Source organism: Corallococcus sp. M7 (assembly GCF_054512695.1).
Genome location: NZ_CM137252.1, coordinates 2,211,828 through 2,227,548, shown reverse-complemented (window position 1 = coordinate 2,227,548; position 15,721 = coordinate 2,211,828). Strand labels below are relative to the sequence as shown.

At 68.1% G+C, this 15,721-nt stretch carries 14 protein-coding genes; 5 read left to right on the top strand and 9 right to left on the bottom strand.

Annotated features, from left to right (window positions below; translation table 11 throughout):
- Positions 1–57 precede the first annotated feature (57 nt).
- On the top strand, positions 58–1,536 hold the full coding sequence (locus ACX114_RS09340; protein WP_459296802.1) for an FAD-dependent monooxygenase: 1,479 nt from the start codon (positions 58–60) through the stop codon (positions 1,534–1,536).
- Positions 1,537–1,557: 21 nt separating this feature from the next.
- On the opposite strand, the gene ACX114_RS09335 is transcribed toward ACX114_RS09340, so the two are convergent.
- Positions 1,558–1,896 (bottom strand): hypothetical protein, encoded by a 339-nt coding sequence (locus ACX114_RS09335; RefSeq protein ID WP_459296800.1) that lies wholly within the window; start codon positions 1,894–1,896, stop codon positions 1,558–1,560.
- An 87-nt stretch (positions 1,897–1,983) separates the two neighbouring features.
- Positions 1,984–2,613 (bottom strand): hypothetical protein, encoded by a 630-nt coding sequence (locus tag ACX114_RS09330; protein ID WP_459296798.1) that lies wholly within the window; start codon positions 2,611–2,613, stop codon positions 1,984–1,986.
- 402 nt (positions 2,614–3,015) lie between these two features.
- Here ACX114_RS09330 and ACX114_RS09325 point away from each other — a divergent pair, with 402 nt between their 5' ends.
- Positions 3,016–6,840 (top strand): kelch repeat-containing protein, encoded by a 3,825-nt coding sequence (locus ACX114_RS09325; protein WP_459296796.1) that lies wholly within the window; start codon positions 3,016–3,018, stop codon positions 6,838–6,840.
- 33 nt (positions 6,841–6,873) lie between these two features.
- Here the strand turns inward: ACX114_RS09325 and ACX114_RS09320 are convergent, their stop codons facing one another.
- Positions 6,874–7,344, bottom strand: coding sequence for a nucleoside deaminase (locus ACX114_RS09320; protein ID WP_459296794.1), 471 nt, complete (start codon positions 7,342–7,344; stop codon positions 6,874–6,876).
- Positions 7,341–8,333 (bottom strand): LysR family transcriptional regulator, encoded by a 993-nt coding sequence (locus tag ACX114_RS09315; protein WP_459296792.1) that lies wholly within the window; start codon positions 8,331–8,333, stop codon positions 7,341–7,343. The genes ACX114_RS09320 and ACX114_RS09315 overlap by 4 nt, the downstream gene beginning before the upstream one ends.
- A 15-nt stretch (positions 8,334–8,348) precedes the next feature.
- On the opposite strand from ACX114_RS09315, the gene ACX114_RS09310 reads away from it, so the two are divergent.
- Together ACX114_RS09310 and ACX114_RS09305 are read left to right on the top strand one after the other, a co-directional pair.
- Positions 8,349–9,221, top strand: a complete 873-nt coding sequence (locus ACX114_RS09310; RefSeq protein WP_459296790.1) for an aldo/keto reductase family oxidoreductase — start codon at positions 8,349–8,351, stop codon at positions 9,219–9,221.
- A 42-nt stretch (positions 9,222–9,263) separates the two neighbouring features.
- Positions 9,264–9,842 carry a TMEM175 family protein gene (locus tag ACX114_RS09305; protein WP_459296788.1) on the top strand — a complete coding sequence of 193 codons (579 nt, stop codon included), beginning with the start codon at positions 9,264–9,266 and terminating at the stop codon, positions 9,840–9,842.
- On the opposite strand, the gene ACX114_RS09300 is transcribed toward ACX114_RS09305, so the two are convergent.
- The 4 genes from ACX114_RS09300 to ACX114_RS09285 all read right to left on the bottom strand — a co-directional run bounded on the left by ACX114_RS09300 (position 9,839) and on the right by ACX114_RS09285 (position 12,940).
- Entirely contained in the window at positions 9,839–10,747 is a 909-nt protein-coding gene (locus tag ACX114_RS09300; RefSeq protein WP_459296786.1) for a Vgb family protein, read from the bottom strand. The genes ACX114_RS09305 and ACX114_RS09300 overlap by 4 nt on opposite strands.
- Positions 10,748–10,784: 37 nt before the next feature.
- Entirely contained in the window at positions 10,785–11,360 is a 576-nt protein-coding gene (locus tag ACX114_RS09295) for a class I SAM-dependent DNA methyltransferase (RefSeq protein ID WP_459296784.1), read from the bottom strand.
- Between the two features lie 3 nt (positions 11,361–11,363).
- Positions 11,364–12,104: a hypothetical protein gene (locus ACX114_RS09290; protein WP_459296782.1), complete on the bottom strand. Its 741-nt coding sequence runs from the start codon at positions 12,102–12,104 to the stop codon at positions 11,364–11,366.
- A 335-nt stretch (positions 12,105–12,439) separates the two neighbouring features.
- Positions 12,440–12,940, bottom strand: a complete 501-nt coding sequence (locus tag ACX114_RS09285) for a hypothetical protein (RefSeq protein ID WP_459296780.1) — start codon at positions 12,938–12,940, stop codon at positions 12,440–12,442.
- Positions 12,941–13,096: 156 nt separating this feature from the next.
- Here ACX114_RS09285 and ACX114_RS09280 point away from each other — a divergent pair, with 156 nt between their 5' ends.
- A complete protein-coding gene (locus ACX114_RS09280) occupies positions 13,097–14,218 on the top strand; it encodes a helix-turn-helix transcriptional regulator (RefSeq protein ID WP_459296778.1) in 1,122 nt (373 codons plus the stop codon).
- A gap of 25 nt (positions 14,219–14,243) precedes the next feature.
- Here the strand turns inward: ACX114_RS09280 and ACX114_RS09275 are convergent, their stop codons facing one another.
- Positions 14,244–15,665, bottom strand: a complete 1,422-nt coding sequence (locus ACX114_RS09275; RefSeq protein WP_459296776.1) for a hypothetical protein — start codon at positions 15,663–15,665, stop codon at positions 14,244–14,246.
- Positions 15,666–15,721 lie beyond the last annotated feature (56 nt).

Sequence of the window (15,721 nt, the reverse complement as noted above, 5' to 3'; positions counted from 1 at the left end):
AGCCCCCCCGGCCGTGCTCCACCATCGCCCGTTTCGCTCCAGGAACGGGAGGCAGGAATGCACACGGACGTGGTGACACAGCACGCGGTGGTGATTGCTGGCGGGGGTCCGACCGGGTTGATGCTGGCGGCGGAGCTGGCGTTGGCGCGGGTGGACGTGGCCATCGTCGAGCGGCGCCCCAGTCAGGAGGTCGCCGGCTCGCGCTCGCGCGGCCTGCACGCACGCAGCCTGGAGGTGCTTGATCAGCGAGGGGTCGCCGAGCGCTTCACCTCGCAAGGGCAGGCGGTCCAGAATGTCGCGTTCGCCCAGACGCTTCTGGACCTCAGCGACTTCCCGACGCGTCACAACCATGGGCTCGCGCTCCTGCAGGAGCGCTTCGAGCGAATCCTGGCGGAGTGGGTGGGCGAGCTCGCGGTGCCCATCTACCGTGGGTGCGAGGTGACGGGCTTCGCGCAGGACGGCACCGGCGTCGACGTGGAGCTGTCCGACGGCCGTGTGCTGCGGGCGAAGTACCTCGTCGGGTGCGACGGAGGCCGCAGCTTCATCCGCAAGGCGGCGGGCATCGGGTTCCCGGGGTGGGACGCGTCCATCAGCTACCTCATCGCCGAGGTGGAGATGACCGGAGCGCCGGCGTTCGGCATCCGCCGGGATGAGAAGGGCACCTACGCCATGGGACCGGCGGAGGGCGGACGCGTGGGCGTCGTGCTGAGGGAGGAGCAGGTCGTCACGGGCGCCGCGCCGACCCTCGAGGACCTGCGAAAGGCACTCGTCGCGCTCTACGGGACGGACCATGGCCTGCGGGGCGCCACGTACCTCTCCAGGTTCAGCGACATGACGCGGCAGGCGGCGTCCTACCGGGACCGGCGGGTGCTCCTGGCCGGCGACGCGGCCCACATCCACTCGCCCATGGGCGGACAGGGGCTCAACCTGGGCGTGCAGGATGCCGTGAACCTGGGGTGGAAGCTGGCCCAGGTCGTGCGCGGCGTCTCGCCGGAGAGCCTGCTCGACACGTACCAGGCCGAGCGGCACCCCGTGGCGGCCCGGGCGCTGCAAAAGACCATGGCGCAGACCGCGCTGAGCCGGGGTGACGCGCGGATGGACGCCGTGCGCGAGACGCTGGCGGAACTGCTGCGGATGGACGGGCCCCGCAAGCAGTACGCGGCGATGATGTCGGGACTGGACGTCCACTACGACCTGGGCACCGGACACCCGCTGCTCGGGCGCCGCATGCCGGACCTCGACCTGGTCACCGCCGACGGCCCCCGGCGCGTGTTCCACCTGCTGCATGACGCGCGGCCCGTGCTGCTCGACCTGGGCGAGCCCGGCACGCTCGGCATCACGCCCTGGGCGGACCGGGTCCGGAGCGTGACGGCCCGCTACACGGGAGAGTGGGAGCTCCCGGTGCTCGGCGCGGTCACGGCGCCCGTCGCGGTGCTGATCCGGCCGGACGGACACGTCGCGTGGGTCGGACAGGGCACGGACCAGGGCCTGCGTGAGGCCCTGACCCGTTGGTTCGGTCCGCCGCGTGCGCCGTGACGCGCTTCGCGTCCTGAAGCGTCAGAAGTGGCAGGTCCAGTCCGAGCCGCAGTAGCCCGGGACGCCGTTGCAGCTGCACTCCCAGTTCTCGGTGCAGACCTGCTCCAGGCAGAGCGGACCGCCACCACCGCCACCACCGCCCGTATAGGTGAACTCGCAGGTGTTCTGGACGCAGGTCGCGGTGCGAGCGCTGGAGCAGGCGTTCCAGCAGTCCTGGTCCGTCTCGCAAAGGCTTGCATGACAGAGGGGACCAGGCCTGGCCTGGCTGGATGATGCCTCGTAGCTCGCGTTCGGGGCTTCCGCGGAGGCCACGGAGGCCGCGAGGAGGGTCGCGGCGAACAACTGACGGAGGAAGGACATGGGGCACCTTTATGGGAAGGCCCGACATCATGGGATGTCGGGCCTTGATAAGCTTACAGTACGGAGGAGCTCACCGGGCCGGTGGGCCTAGAACTCCGCCATCAGCTTGCCCGCGGTGAGCTTCTCCACGCCCTGGTGCAGCGCCGCGCTGACCTGCTTGCGGTACTCGGAGCCCAGGTCCTGCCGCTTCACGAGGAGGAGCTCCTCCGGGAGCTGGAGCTCGTCGATGTCGTCGATGGCCACGACATGGCTGATGAGCTGGTTCGCCGCGCACGGCCCCAGGTTCATTCCCTGCGGATTCATCGCGGGGATGCCCTGGTAGCCGAGCATGTCTCCGATGCGCGTGGTGCGCTCCATCCGCGCGGAGAGGTCGTCACCGAGCAAGTCCGCGTCCAGGACCAGCACCTCTGACTTCGACAAGGTGGGGAGGCCCTCGCAGACGTCCTTTTCCGACCCGGGGCGCGTGAAGTGGAGCGTGACGTTCCGGCACTCCGTGGTGAGCACCGTCGCCTGCTCCATGTAATGGCCCTCCGCGATGAGACACGCATCCTGGGGGACCAGGGTCTTCATGGCCCTCGCCCGCGGGAGCAGCGGCCTCAGGGCCTCGATGCGAGCCTCGCGCGCCCGTGTCACCCGCTGCATGCCCCAGACGAGCGCCCCGCCCAGCAACACCGCCACGACCAGCACACCCCCCACGAGCCATTTCAGGATGCGCACCGGCAACCCCTCCTCTTCGACCGACCATGGAAAGGCGCCGGGCCCATGGGCAATACATCCCAGACGGAATGGACGTTTCGCTTTTCAAGGCGCTCAAACCCAAGCTCTTGACCGCTCATCGTTACCTAGCGTGAACATACGCTGAGACTGACGCGTCTGGATGCAGCCCGAGCTTCCACCTTCGCCCCGCCTCTCCTGGAGCATTTCAACATGTCGCGCGACAGCAGTTTTCGTTTGTCTCACTTTATTGGAATCAGGGTCTGGCCGATGGTGCTCGCCGCCCTGTGGCTCCATTGCAGTCCCGCTGCCCCTCCCGCCGAGCCGGTGTCGAAAGAACGCCCCCCGGCGCGGGCGGTCACGACAGCGCAACGCCTGACGGGGAGCTCCAGGGCCATCCGCTCCATGGCGGTGGCCCGCGCCCAGCACACGGCGACCCTGCTCCCCACGGGCAAGGTGCTGGTCACGGGTGGGGCTGACGTCAATGGCAACGCGCTTCGCAACCTGGAGGTGTATGACGTCGCGACGGGCGTTTGGGCGCCACTGATCACCCTGAACGAGGCCCGTTCCCATCACACCGTGACCCTGCTTCCCTCCGGGAAGCTGATCATCGTCGGAGGCCGGACCACCGGCGGCCACGTCACCGACAGCGTGGAGCACTACGACTCCGCGACGGGTGAAAGGCCATTCATCCGCGGTCACATGGACCAGGCCCGGTCCAATCACACGGCGACCCTGCTGCCCTCGGGCAAGGTGCTCGTCGTGGGCGGCTGGGACGGCCAGGGCGCCATGACCAGCGCGGAGCTCTATGATCCCCAGACGTACACCTGGACGCCGACGGGCGCGCTGCCCTCGGCTCGAAGCCACCACACCGCGACCCTGCTGCCTTCCGGCAAGGTCCTCGTCGCCGGTGGCTGGGACGGCGAGCACGCCCTGGCCCGCGTGGACGTCTATGACCCCGCGACGGGCACCTGGACGTCCTCGGGCGCCATGACCTCGCCTCGAACCCGTCACACGGCGACGCTGCTTCCTTCGGGCAAGGTGCTCGTCGCGGGAGGCTCCAACGGCACTGCCAGCCTGGCCAGCGCGGAGGTGTATGACCCTGGGACCGGCACCTGGACCGCCACGGGCGCACTGGCCATCGCGCACGACAACCCAACGGCGACCCTGCTGCCTTCGGGCAAGGTGCTCGTCGCGGGAGGACAGGGCAGCCCCGACACCCGCATGGAGCTCTATGACGAGGCGGCGGGAACCTGGGCGAGCGGCGGCGACCTGACCATTTCGCGGGACCTGGCCACGGCGACCCTGCTCCCCTCGGGTGAGGTGCTCATCCTCGGGGGCTCCCATGGCAATGACAGCCTGAGCAGCGCGGAGCTGTATGCCCCCAGGGCAGGGACATGGACTGACACCGCCGCCATGAGCGAGCCCCGCATCGTTCACACGGCGACCCTGCTGCCCTCGGGCAAGGTGCTCGTCGCCGGAGGAGCCGCCAATGATGCCTATCCGGTCAGTGCCGAGCTCTACGACCCCCAGGCGGAGACCTGGACGGCCACCGGCTCGATGACCGCCGGGGGCGAAGGGGCCACCGCGACGCTGCTGCCCTCGGGCAAGGTCCTCGTCGCCGGTGGCTACAACAACAACAGCGGCATCCAGGACAGGGCCGAGGTGTTTGATCCCGGGACGGGCACCTGGGCCCCCACCGGCTCCCTGAGTTCACCCCGGTCCGGCCATACGGCAACGCTGTTGGGCAATGGCAAGGTGCTCGTGCTGGGCGGCAGCACCAGAACAAGCGACCTGGCCAGCGCGGAGGTGTATGACCCCGCGACAGGGAGCTGGAGCGCCACCAACGCCATGAGCGTTGCACGACGCCGCCACACGACGACGCGTCTGCTGGACGGCAAGGTGCTCGTCGTCGGCGGCAACGGGTCCGCCGCCAGGTCCTCCGCGGAGCTGTATGACCCCGCGACGGGCACCTGGACCTCGGCGCGCCCTCCGAATGTCCCCAGGACCAACCACACGGCGACCCTGCTGCCCTCGGGCAAGGTGCTCATCGCCGCGGGTTCCTCCAACGCCAGCGGATATGAGCGGCGCACGGAAGTGTATGACCCCGCGACGGGCACCTGGACCTTGAGCGGCATGTTGAACGTGGGCCGCCACAGCGCCGAGGCGACCCTGCTGCCCACGGGGCAGGTGCTCATCGCTGGCGGCGCCATCGCCGCCGGCGACATCGCCGACGTCGAGCTCTACGAGCAGGAAACAGGCACCTGGGCTTCCAGCGCCCCGTCCATGAACCATTCCCGGCTGTTTCACGTCTTGACCCTGCTGCCTTCCGGCAAGGTGCTCAGCACCGGTGGGTTCAGCGGCGAGGACGGCACCGCCAGCGCGGAGGTCTATGAGGACACGGGAGCGCTCGACGCGTGGCGCCCCACCTTCGACGCCCCGGTCGTGAGACCTGGAGAGGCCGTGCCCCTGACCGGCAACGGCTTCCTCGGTCTCTCGGAGGCGAGCAGCGGGAACACCCAGGGCTCCGCCACCAACTTCCCGATGCTCAACCTGATGGCGGTGGAGGGAGATGGCCTGTGGCGCGTGCCCGTGACGAACGCGTCGGACACCTCGCTGACGGCCCTCCTGCCCCAGGTCCCGGCGGGCTACTACCTCCTCACGGTCATCACGAACGCCATTCCCGGTGGGCGCGTGGTCCGCGTCCAGGGCGCCCCCTTGCCGCCCCCCACGGTGGCGACGCCGGTCCCGTCCGGCAAGATCAACGCCCTGCTCGCTTCCGGCACGGCCGAGCCGGGCAGCACGGTGACCCTCGTGGTGGATGGCAGGGACGCTGGGAGCACGCGGACCGATGCCAATGGAGGCTGGAGCTTCACGTCGGGCATCGCGCTGGACCAGGGCGGCCACGAGCTCACGGCCCGGGCCACGGATGCGGAGGGCCACACCAGCCAGGATGCCCCCTCCCGCGAGTTCACCTTCGATTCGGTGGCGCCTGCCGCTCCGTGGGTGCAGTTCCCCGCGCCTGGCTACGCACAGAGGACCACGACGCCCCTTGTTTCCGGCAACGCCGAGTCCGGCAGCACGGTGACCCTCTTCGTGGATGGAGTGCTGGTGGGGACCACGCCGACCTACAACGGCGGTCGCTGGGACTTCCCCTTGGAAACCCCGCTGGCCCAGGGGATCCACTCCGTCACGGCCTACGCGACGGATGAGGCCGGCAATCGCAGCCCGGAGTACCCGACCTACACCTTCACCGTGGACTCGATCGCGCCTGACGCCCCCGTGGTGAAGACCCCCGCCCCTGGCGCCGTGGTGAACACCTCGGGCCCCACGGTCTCCGGCACCGCCGAGCCGGGCAGCACGGTGACCCTCACCTTGGATGGACGGCTCGTGGCGACCGTCGTGGCCTCCGACACGGGGACCTGGAGCACCACGATGTCCGTCGTGCTGCTCACGGGGAGTTACACCCTCACGGCGCACGCGACGGATGCGGCCGGCAATCCCAGCCAGGAGTCCTCTGCCCACGCATTCCGTGTGGACCTGGAGGCGCCGGAGGCCCCGGTGGTGCTGACGCCGGCCCATGACGCCGTGGTCACGACCCAGACGCCCATCCTCTCCGGGAGGGCCGAGCCCGGCAGCACGGTGACCCTCGTGCTGGATGGATTGCCTTTGGGGAGCACGACGACCCACGACACGGGCGCCTGGAGCTTCACGCCGGGCACCGCGCTGGCCCAGGGGCGGCACACCGTCACGGTCCAGGCGAGCGATGCGGCGGGCCACGCCAGTCCCGTGTCCCCTCCGACCTTCTTCAGCGTGGACTCGATCGCGCCGGATGCCCCCGTGGTGGTGGCCCCGGCCCCAGGCGCCGTGGTGAAGACGAAGACGCCTGTCATCTCCGGCACGGCCGAACACTTCAGCACGGTGCACGTGTCCATTGACGGGGTCGTCGTTGGAAGCGCCCAGGTGGACGGCAGCGGCAACTGGAGCCTCGAGCTCAAGGAGCCCCTTGCGGCGGGACATCACACGCTGGCCGTCACCGCGGTGGACGCTCCGGGCAACACCAGCACGGCCTCCGCCCCGGCGTCCTTCACGGTCAACCTCGCCTCCACCGAGCTCCCTCCCGAAAGCGAAGGGTGCGCGGCGGCCCCCGGCTCCGCCACGGCTTGGATGGCCATCGCCCTCGGCCTCGGCTGCCTGCGTCGCCGCAAGAAGCAGGGAGCCTCGAAGTAACGTGGGCGCACCCGTGAGCCGGGGGATTCCGGCTCACGGGTCGCGCTGTTGGCGTTTCCATTCGCCGTACAGTCCCTGCTCGCCCGCCGGGCGCAGGGGCCTCAAGGGCAGGGACTGTCCTTGGGGCCCACGCGCCAGTTGCGCGTAGATGGGCGCCGTGGAGAGACCAAAGGCTTCGCCTTCCTCGTTGGAGTAGGCGAAGAAGGCACCCTGAATACCGCACAGGTGCATGGCGGCCAGGCACATCGGACAGGGATGACCGCTGGCGTAGATAACGCAGCCGTTCAGGCTGGCGCTCCCCAGGCTCTGGCTTGCATTGCGAATGGCCAGAAGCTCGGCGTGGGCGGTGGGGTCCTTCGTCTGAATGACTTCGTTGACCGCGCGCGCGAGCACCTGGCCATCGCGAACGAGCACGGCCCCGAACGGACGGCCACCTGACTGGACGTTGGCGCGGGCCAGGGCGATGGCCTCGCGCATGAACTCTTCAGGGGACGGATCCATCATTGACCTCCTAGCGACTTGATGAAGTCGACGAACGTGCGCAGCGGCACCGGCAGGTTCTTCCGGCCCGAGTAGTAGAGGAAGGGTCCCGAGAAGCTCGGCCACCACCGTTCGAGCACGGGCTCCAGCGCTCCCCTGTCGAGGTAGGGGCGCAGCCAATCCTCCAACAGATAGACGATTCCACCGCCCGCGACCGCGGCCTCCACGGCGAGGTCGGTGCTCGTGTTGAGGCTGAAGAGCAGCGGCCCCTTGGGTTCAACGTGGATCGTCTCTCCACGGCGTTCAAACTCCCACGCATGCACCGGTCCGCTCAGCAAGCGCCCGCGCAGGCAGTCGTGTTCGAGCAGGTCGCGCGGATGCTTCGGCCGACCCCGACGCTCGAGGTATGCGGGCGATGCGGCCGCCGCATAACGCTGCGTCCGTGGCCCGATGGGCACCGCCACCATGTCCTGTTCGAGGCGCTCCTCGTAACGGATTCCGGCGTCATAGCCCTCCGCGACCACGTCGATGAGGCGCTCTTCGGCGGTCACCTCCAGGGTGATGTCGGGGTACTTCGCGAGGAACGGCTGCACGATGCGAGGGAGGATGAGGCGCGCGGCGGCGATCGGCACATTGAGCCTCAAGCGCCCCGCGGGCCGGTCGCGGAACGTGTTCACCATGTCCAGTGCTGACCGCACCTCCCCCAGTGCCGGTGTGAGTCTTTCGAGCAGGCGCGCCCCCGCGTCAGTGGGCGTCACGCTGCGCGTGTTCCGGTGAAGCAAGCGGACGCCCAGGCGGGCCTCGAGACGGCGGATCGCATCCCCCAACCGGGAGGCGCTCGTGCCCGATGCGCGAGCAGCGCTGCGGAATCCGCCTTCGCGAGCGACCGTCAAGAACGCGGTGAGATCAGAGAGGTCATCCATCACTGCACGGATTTTCGCACGACCTGTGCGGATTACCACCGGTAGTCGCGCAGTGATTCCTTCCGTAAAGAGATGGGCGATCTCGCTCAACGAAGGAGCTTCACCGTGGCCCCCAATGGCATCCCAGGCAGCTATCGCATTGGCACACACACCGTCCGCCGCGTGGGTTACGGCGCGATGCAGCTCGCCGGCCCCGGCGTCTTCGGTCCGCCCAGGGACCGCGAGGCGGCGATCGCGGTGCTGAAGGAGGCCATCGCCCAGGGCGTCGACCATCTGGACACCAGTGACATCTACGGCCCCCACGTGACCAACCAGCTCATCCGTGAGGCGCTTCACCCGTATCGCGACGGTCTGGTCATCGCCACCAAGGTCGGCGCGGTGCGCGGTCCCAACGGCTCATGGGAGCCTGCGTTCTCCCCCGCGGACCTCGAGCGCTCGGTCCACGACAACCTGCGCAATCTCGGGCTCGAGGTGCTCGATGTCGTGAACTTCCGGGCGATGTTCAGCGCCGCGGGCCCGGCGGAGGGTTCCATCGAGGCACCGCTCACCGCACTGGCGGAGCTCCAGCGGCGCGGCCTCATCCGCCACATCGGCTTGAGCAACGTCACGCCGGCGCAGGTCGCCGAGGGTCGCAAGATCGCCGAGATCGTCTGCGTGCAGAACCACTACAACCTGACGCACCGGAGTGATGACGCCCTCATCGACCAGCTCGCCGCCAGCGGCACGGCCTACGTGCCGTTCTACCCGCTGGGCGGTTTCACGCCGCTTCAGTCGAGCACGCTGAACGACGTGGCCGCGCGACTGGGCGCGACACCGATGCAGGTGGCGCTGGCCTGGCTCCTGCGCCGGTCCCCCAACGTGCTGCTCATTCCGGGCACGTCATCCATCACACACCTCCGGGAGAACCTCGCCAGTGCCGCGCTCACCTTGAGCGCCGAGGATATGGAAACCTTGAACCGTCTTGCCGAACGGACCTGACCTCGGCTCATCCCCGAAGCAGGGTCTTGCGCGGGGGGAAGCATGGACAAGCACCGGCTGGAAGCATTCAGCGACGGCGTCATCGCCATCATCATCACGATCATGGTGCTGGAGCTCAAGGTCCCGCACGGCAGCGAGCTGGCCGACCTGCGGCCCCTCATCCCGGTCTTCCTCAGCTACGTGCTCAGCTTCGTCTACATCGGCATCTACTGGAACAACCACCATCACCTCTTGCACACCATCAGCCATGTCACCGGCGGCGTGCTGTGGGCGAACCTGCACCTGTTGTTCTGGCTGTCGCTGATCCCCTTCGCCACGGGGTGGATGGGCGAAAACCATTTCTCGTCCGTGCCGCTGGCGCTCTACGGCTTCGTGCTGCTGATGTGCGCCTTCGCCTGGTGGTTGTTGCAAAGCCGCCTGGTGGTGATGCAAGGCCGGAAGTCGACCCTGGCCCTGGCGGTCGGGCGCGATTTCAAGGGCAAGATTTCACCGCTCTTCTACGTGGCCGGCATCGCCAGCGCCTTCCTCAACGGGTACTTCTCCGAGGCGCTCTATGTGCTGGCCGCGCTGATGTGGCTGGTGCCGGATCGCCGCTTCGAGAAGGCGACGCCTGCAAGCTAGTCCTCGCCCCCGAATGGAAGCCGTGGCTCCAGGCGGACCACCCTGCCCTTCTCCAAGGCGATCCACACCGCGCCATCCGGGCCAGTCAGGCCGTGCGGCTCGGAGGCGGGGGTCGGAAGGTCATACAGCTGAATCGCCCCGGCTCCGCTGATGCTGCCAACGCGGTTGCCGCCCCATTCGGTGAACCAGAACATTCCGTCCCTGCCGGCCACGATGGCGTGGGGTTTCGCATCGCGATGAGGCAGGGGGAACTCCGCCACCGTTCCGTCCAGGGCCATGCGGCCAAGCTGTCCCGCGATGATCTCGACGAACCAGATGGCATCCGGCCCCGCAGTCGCGCCCACGGGTCCCGCGCCGGGAGTCGGGAGCGGAAAGAGGGTGACGGTTCCATCCAGGGTCATCCTGCCGATGGCGTTCGTCTGGTTGAGGGTGAACCAGAGGGCACCGTCGGCGCCCGTGACGATGGCCGCTGGATATCCCCCCGTGGTGGGGAGGCGGTACTCGCGGAGGGCTCCATCAGGCGTGAGTCTGCCAATGCGGTCGTTGTGCATCAGCGTGAACCAGAGTGCGCCCTCCGGGCCCACGGTGATTCCGTAGGGGCCGCCCTCGCCGGGAATCGGGAAGCTGCTCACGCTCCCATCCAGGGTGATGCGTCCAACGCGGTGGCTCTTGAACTCGGTGAACCACAGCGCGCCGTCGGGACCGGGAATGATTCGCGACAGTCCATCCGCGCCTTCGACAGCGAAGCGCGTGACATCCCCTGCCGTCGTCATCCGGCCAATCTGTCCATGGTGGACGAGCGTGAACCAGAGGGCTCCGTCCGCCCCCGTCGTGATGTCGTAGGGACCACAGCCATCGTCGCAGATGGGGTACTCGCGAAGGGTGAATGCGGGGGCGCGTGTCATGGAGGGCTCCAATGGAAGCGAATGGCGGGCGTCCACCTCAGCCCGTCTTGCGAGCCAGGTAGTAGACGTTCCCGCCCGGGTCCGTGTGTGTCTCTTCCAGCGAGAGCCCATGCGCGCGCAGCAGGTCGCGATACCCGTCGACGCTGTACGAGTGGTAACGGAACGGCACGCCATCCATCGGCGCGCCGTCGATGGAGCCGTGGGCGTCGCCGGAGGTGAAGAGGAACGCCGCGCCAGGTTTCAAGGCCCTCGCGATGTTGGCGATGGCGAGTGCCTGCTCTTCGTGGCGCAGGTGGAACAGGACGCCCCACGCGATCGCGGCGTCGAACGCCCGTTCCTGAAGCTCACACGACTGGATGGACGCACAGCGCACCGGCACGTGGGGAAACTTCGCCTGAAATCGCGCCAGCATCTCCCGGGAGCTGTCCACGCCCATCACCTGACAGCCGTGCTCCAGCAGCACCTGCGTCAGCGGCAGCCCCGTACCGCAGCCGGCGTCCAACACCGAGGCACCGGCGGGCAGTGAGGCCGCGAGCGCTGTCACTTCGGGAACGCCCCTGAGGTCCGCGCGCTGGGACGCATACCAGTCCGCGATCAAGTCGTACTCGTGCACGCGTCAGTCTCCGTCATTGGAGCCGAAGTCGCGGGCCACGTGCGCCCTCAGGATCTTCGCGAAGCTCGCGCGCTGCCTTGCCCCGGAACGGCGCAGGGAGTCCTGCTCGGCGATCCAGAACGAGTCGAGCCGCCGGCTCAAATCCTCGTCCACCACCTCGACGAGCGCCTCGATGAAGTTCCGGACACGCTCCGGTTCCAGCCGGGCGGATGCAGGCACAGCATTCCAGTCCTGTTCCTCCAACTGGGTGAGCTGCTCTTCTTCGAAGGTGATCACCCGGAAGATGATCGAGAGGGAGCGGTCCGGCCCCTCTTCGATGTTCACCCAGTGGAGATACCTCGAGTCTGTTCCGAGCACCGGCAGGCCATCGAGGAAGTCTTTCAGCGCCTGGGGAGAGAGTTCTTCTCCAGGCAGGGGCGGTTCAGAGACAGCCTCTTCAGGCAGGAGGTCGAGCGCCGGCAGGTCGGGCACGCCATCGGGCGAAAAGACCACGGAGCTGATCCGTTTGCCGTCATCCCCGACGTAGGTCGAGAACGCATCCAGCCGGCGCGCCTCCAGGTCGAAGACGTAGATGTAGGCCACGAGCCCGGTCTCGTCCGGTGCGACCCGTGGGCCGGGGTCCTCTTCCGTGTGGCGCTCGCCCTCCGGCGCATCAGGCCGAGGCATGCAGTTTGTCCAGCCCCAGGGGGCCTCATCGATGAGCTGGCGCACCACGGCCTGGATGTCGCCCTTCTCCTGCTGCACGCGCTCCAAGAGGTGTTTTCCGAGCCCCAACGGGGAGCCGTCCCGGAAATGCTCGACCCCACGCCAGGGCCGCTCGGAGACATGCCCGGGGACGCCCGAGCCCGACGTGTACACAGCGATTGCTCCTGGAGTCGACATGGCACGCTCCCACCTCATCCAGGGCCCAGCATCATCCACCGAGCCCTCCCGGGTAGCCTGCTCTTCTTGCACATCGCAGCTCCAACTCCCATCACGACAGCAGGTCACCGCCTTCATCCTCGTGGTGCTGAGCGTCCGGTCCTGCGCCGGCGTGCATCGGGGCTCCGTTCTCGAACCCCGAGACGCCCGCCAGGGGGTTAGCGACTGACCCAGAAGGACCTGCTGTCGCAGGTGCCTCCCCATCCGAAGAACGCGACGTCGAGCGTCACCCCGGCGTCATCGACCGTGGCCAGCATCTGCACGTTGCCGCCGAGCTTGCTCGCGGGAATCTTGACGATCGACCCCGCCTCCAGGCCTCCCTTGACCTCGAAGACGACTTCCCGCTTCGACGCGTCCATGACGACAAGCCCTCCCACACTTTTCGGGATCTCAACCAGGACGTAGCCCGACGCGCTCTTGATGCCGCCCAGCGTTTCACCCTGTTCGCGACCGCTGCCACCCGTGGGCTTGTAGATCGTCTCGTGCCAGTCCCCCTTCTCATCAACTTCGGCAGACCAGACAAGCTCGTGCTTGTGATTGTAGATGAGGACCTTGTCTCCCAGGTCATTCATCTCCCAGCCGGGGGGAAAGGCCTCGGCCGTGCCTCCGGCCAGAAAGACACTGACAGCCAGGACACATGCAACCAGTTGCTTTCGCATCGACTCTCTCCATGTTCATGGGGGCCAGCGTGTAGCTCGAGGAAGGTACGGGAACCCGTCGAGAGCCGGCATCACCCATAGGGGTGACGCTGTCCCGCATGGTAAAAGCATCTCAGCCGTCGTGCTTACGCTCGAATCCAGACGTGGAGGAAGGTCATGCGCGTGAAAGGCCCTTCGGCTTCCAGGCAGCGAGAGCAGGTGCTGTTGGAGATGATGACGGCGCTGACCTGTTCGCTCGACCTGAGGGAGGTCTTCTCTGAGTCCCACAAGGTCCTGTCACGCGTGCTGGACTCGGACTTTGGAGGGCTCTGCGTGTCCAGGCCCGGCGAGCCCGGTCAATACGACTGGCCCATGATCCAGGACATGCCCCAGGTCTTCTTCGACCGTTACCCGGAGATCGCGGACGAGTGCTTCGTGAGCGCCGCGGTGGTCCAGCAGCCCAACACCGTGCTGCGGGAGTCCGAGATGCTGTCGCGGCAGGCGATGCGCGACAGCGCCATGTATGCGCACTGCCGGGAGATGCACATGCCGGTGGAGCGCATCCTGTCCGTGTCGCTGGACATGGGATTGGGCTGGCACAGCGGCTTCACCCTGTACCGGGAGCACCGCAAGGCGTTCTCGGAGCAGGAGCAGGCCTTTCTCCAACGCCTGACGCCCATCCTGGCCAGGACGGTCCGCAACTGCCTGATGCTGGGAGACCTGGCCCGTCAGGGAGACCTCCTGGACCAGCTCTTCCGCCACACAGGGCTGGAGAGCATCGTGCTGAGCCCTCCCGCCATCGAACTGATGCGCACGCCCCGCTCCACGGCGCTGCTCCACCGCTGGTTCCCCGATGCGCCGTGTGGCCGCTTCGGTATTCCCCAGGTGCTCCTGGAGACGCTGGAGCGGATGAGCCGCTCCGGCCAGCGGATGATCTCCGGCCAGGACGTCCTGACGTTCCGGCGGCCGGGACGAAGCTTGAAGGTGACCTTCCTCCCGTTGCCAGCCCATTCCGGGAGGACGCCCTGGGCGCTGTTGTTCCAGGAGGTGTCTCACAGCGTCCAGGTTCCCACCGAGTGGCGCAAGCGGCTCACCCCTCGCGAGCTGGAGGTGGTGGAGCGTGTCTTGAATGGCTGGGACAACCAGACCATCGCGGAGGACCTGGGGAGCTCGCTGAACACGCTGAAGACGCACCTGAAGCGGGTCTTCGTCAAACTGGCCGTGCCCAGCCGGGCCAAGCTCATCCTCCTGGCTCAGGAGCAAAGCGCCGAGCCGGCAGGGTCGTCACTCGTCCCCTGAGCGATCCTCAGCTCGCCCCACCGCATCATCTCGGTAGGGCTCCGGCTCGCGGCGTACCTGCGCGCGGCGCCATGAGCGCGGGAGGCGACGCGGTGAGCGCGCCCAGGTAGAGCCGGCCGTGGAATCCGTCAGGCTGCTGGGATGCGAAGAGCTCCAGGCCCGAGGCCTGCTTGGAGGACTGCCACGCCTCCAGCGCCGGGCTGATACCGAAGACGTTGCACTCCACGCCCTCATTCCAGACGTTGTAGCGGCAGGCGAACTGCGTGCCACGCTGGAAGCCAACGTCCAGGACACGCACCGAGGGCAGGACCCGGGCCACGCGCGCGCCCATGGGCTCGAAGTCGCCATCCCAGCTCACCTTCGTGGTGCGCGCGTGGACACCGCCCGTGAGCACCAGCGTCCAGGCCTGGGGACGCTTCGCTTGGGCGTTCAGCAGGTGCTGGGCCATCTGGGCCTCGCGCTCATTGCCATGGGCCTTGTCGGAGTCGATGGCGGCCACGGTCACATCCCGTCCGGCGACGCGCAGGCGGCGGGCCTGCTCGACGAGCCACAGCATGGCGCGGCTGCTGCGTCCGTCCTGGTAGATCCGCCGCCAGAAGGCGCTCCCGGAGAGGAGCTCCTGAATGGCCGCGGAATCGCCGTCGCTGGAAAGGTAGCGCTCGAGGAGCGGCTGCTCCGAGACAGGAATGGACAGCGCCAGCGTCACCGGCAGCTCCCGGGCCGTGGCCTCGCACACCATCCGCAGCGCCGCGGACGGCACCTCCCGCGTGCCCAGGGGGTCCGCCACGAGCAGGACGCTTCCCGCGGAGAACAGGGACGAGGCGCCCTCCATGGGAGCACCACACCCGGGCGCGGTCTCCCCCTGCTCGCCCATGCTCCCCGTCACCACCGAGTCCAGGGGAACGGGGGGATTGCCGCCCACCAGCTCCAGCGCGGGGGACATCTCCAGCAGCGCCAGGAGCTTCTGCTCGATGCCCATGTCGCGGAAGCCATGCGCGGGCTGGTAGCCCTCCAGTCCAGGAACATTGCTGAAGGCCTCCAGCACCGGAGCCTGGGCCTGGGCCTGGGCCATCACGGTGGACCGGCCGGGGTCCTCCGCGACGTAGCCCCCCGACTGGGTGTACCGGAGGCGAAAGACGCGAACGAGTGACTGCCGGGGCCCAAGGCGCTCCCCCTGGATGTAGTAGCGCTCGGGGGGGACGACGTCCGGGATGAAGGAGGTGAACATCTCCAGTCCCCCCTCCTTCTCCATCACGGAGATGTGGTCCTTCTCGAAGACGTACCGGGCCGTCAGCAGCGCGTCCTCGACGGGCGCCTGATAGACGAGCTCATGCGTGGGCGCCTCATACCGCCCCGTCTCCGGGTTGTACCGGGTGGAGATGCCTCGCGTGGCGCTCGCGCAGCCTACGCAGCCCAGCAGCCCCAGCATCCATCCAAGTCGTCGCATGACCCACTGGAACGATGGGGGCGCGAAGGCATATCGACCCCGACCGGTTGACGCAC

Coding starts and splice junctions, on each gene's coding strand:
- ACX114_RS09300 (WP_459296786.1), bottom strand. CDS start 10,747: ATGACACGCGCCCCCGCATTCACCCTTCGCGAGTACCCCATCTGCGAC.
- ACX114_RS09285 (WP_459296780.1), bottom strand. CDS start 12,940: ATGCGAAAGCAACTGGTTGCATGTGTCCTGGCTGTCAGTGTCTTTCTG.
- ACX114_RS09305 (WP_459296788.1), top strand. CDS start 9,264: ATGGACAAGCACCGGCTGGAAGCATTCAGCGACGGCGTCATCGCCATC.
- ACX114_RS09275 (WP_459296776.1), bottom strand. CDS start 15,665: ATGCGACGACTTGGATGGATGCTGGGGCTGCTGGGCTGCGTAGGCTGC.
- ACX114_RS09335 (WP_459296800.1), bottom strand. CDS start 1,896: ATGTCCTTCCTCCGTCAGTTGTTCGCCGCGACCCTCCTCGCGGCCTCC.
- ACX114_RS09325 (WP_459296796.1), top strand. CDS start 3,016: ATGGCGGTGGCCCGCGCCCAGCACACGGCGACCCTGCTCCCCACGGGC.
- ACX114_RS09280 (WP_459296778.1), top strand. CDS start 13,097: ATGCGCGTGAAAGGCCCTTCGGCTTCCAGGCAGCGAGAGCAGGTGCTG.
- ACX114_RS09320 (WP_459296794.1), bottom strand. CDS start 7,344: ATGATGGATCCGTCCCCTGAAGAGTTCATGCGCGAGGCCATCGCCCTG.
- ACX114_RS09340 (WP_459296802.1), top strand. CDS start 58: ATGCACACGGACGTGGTGACACAGCACGCGGTGGTGATTGCTGGCGGG.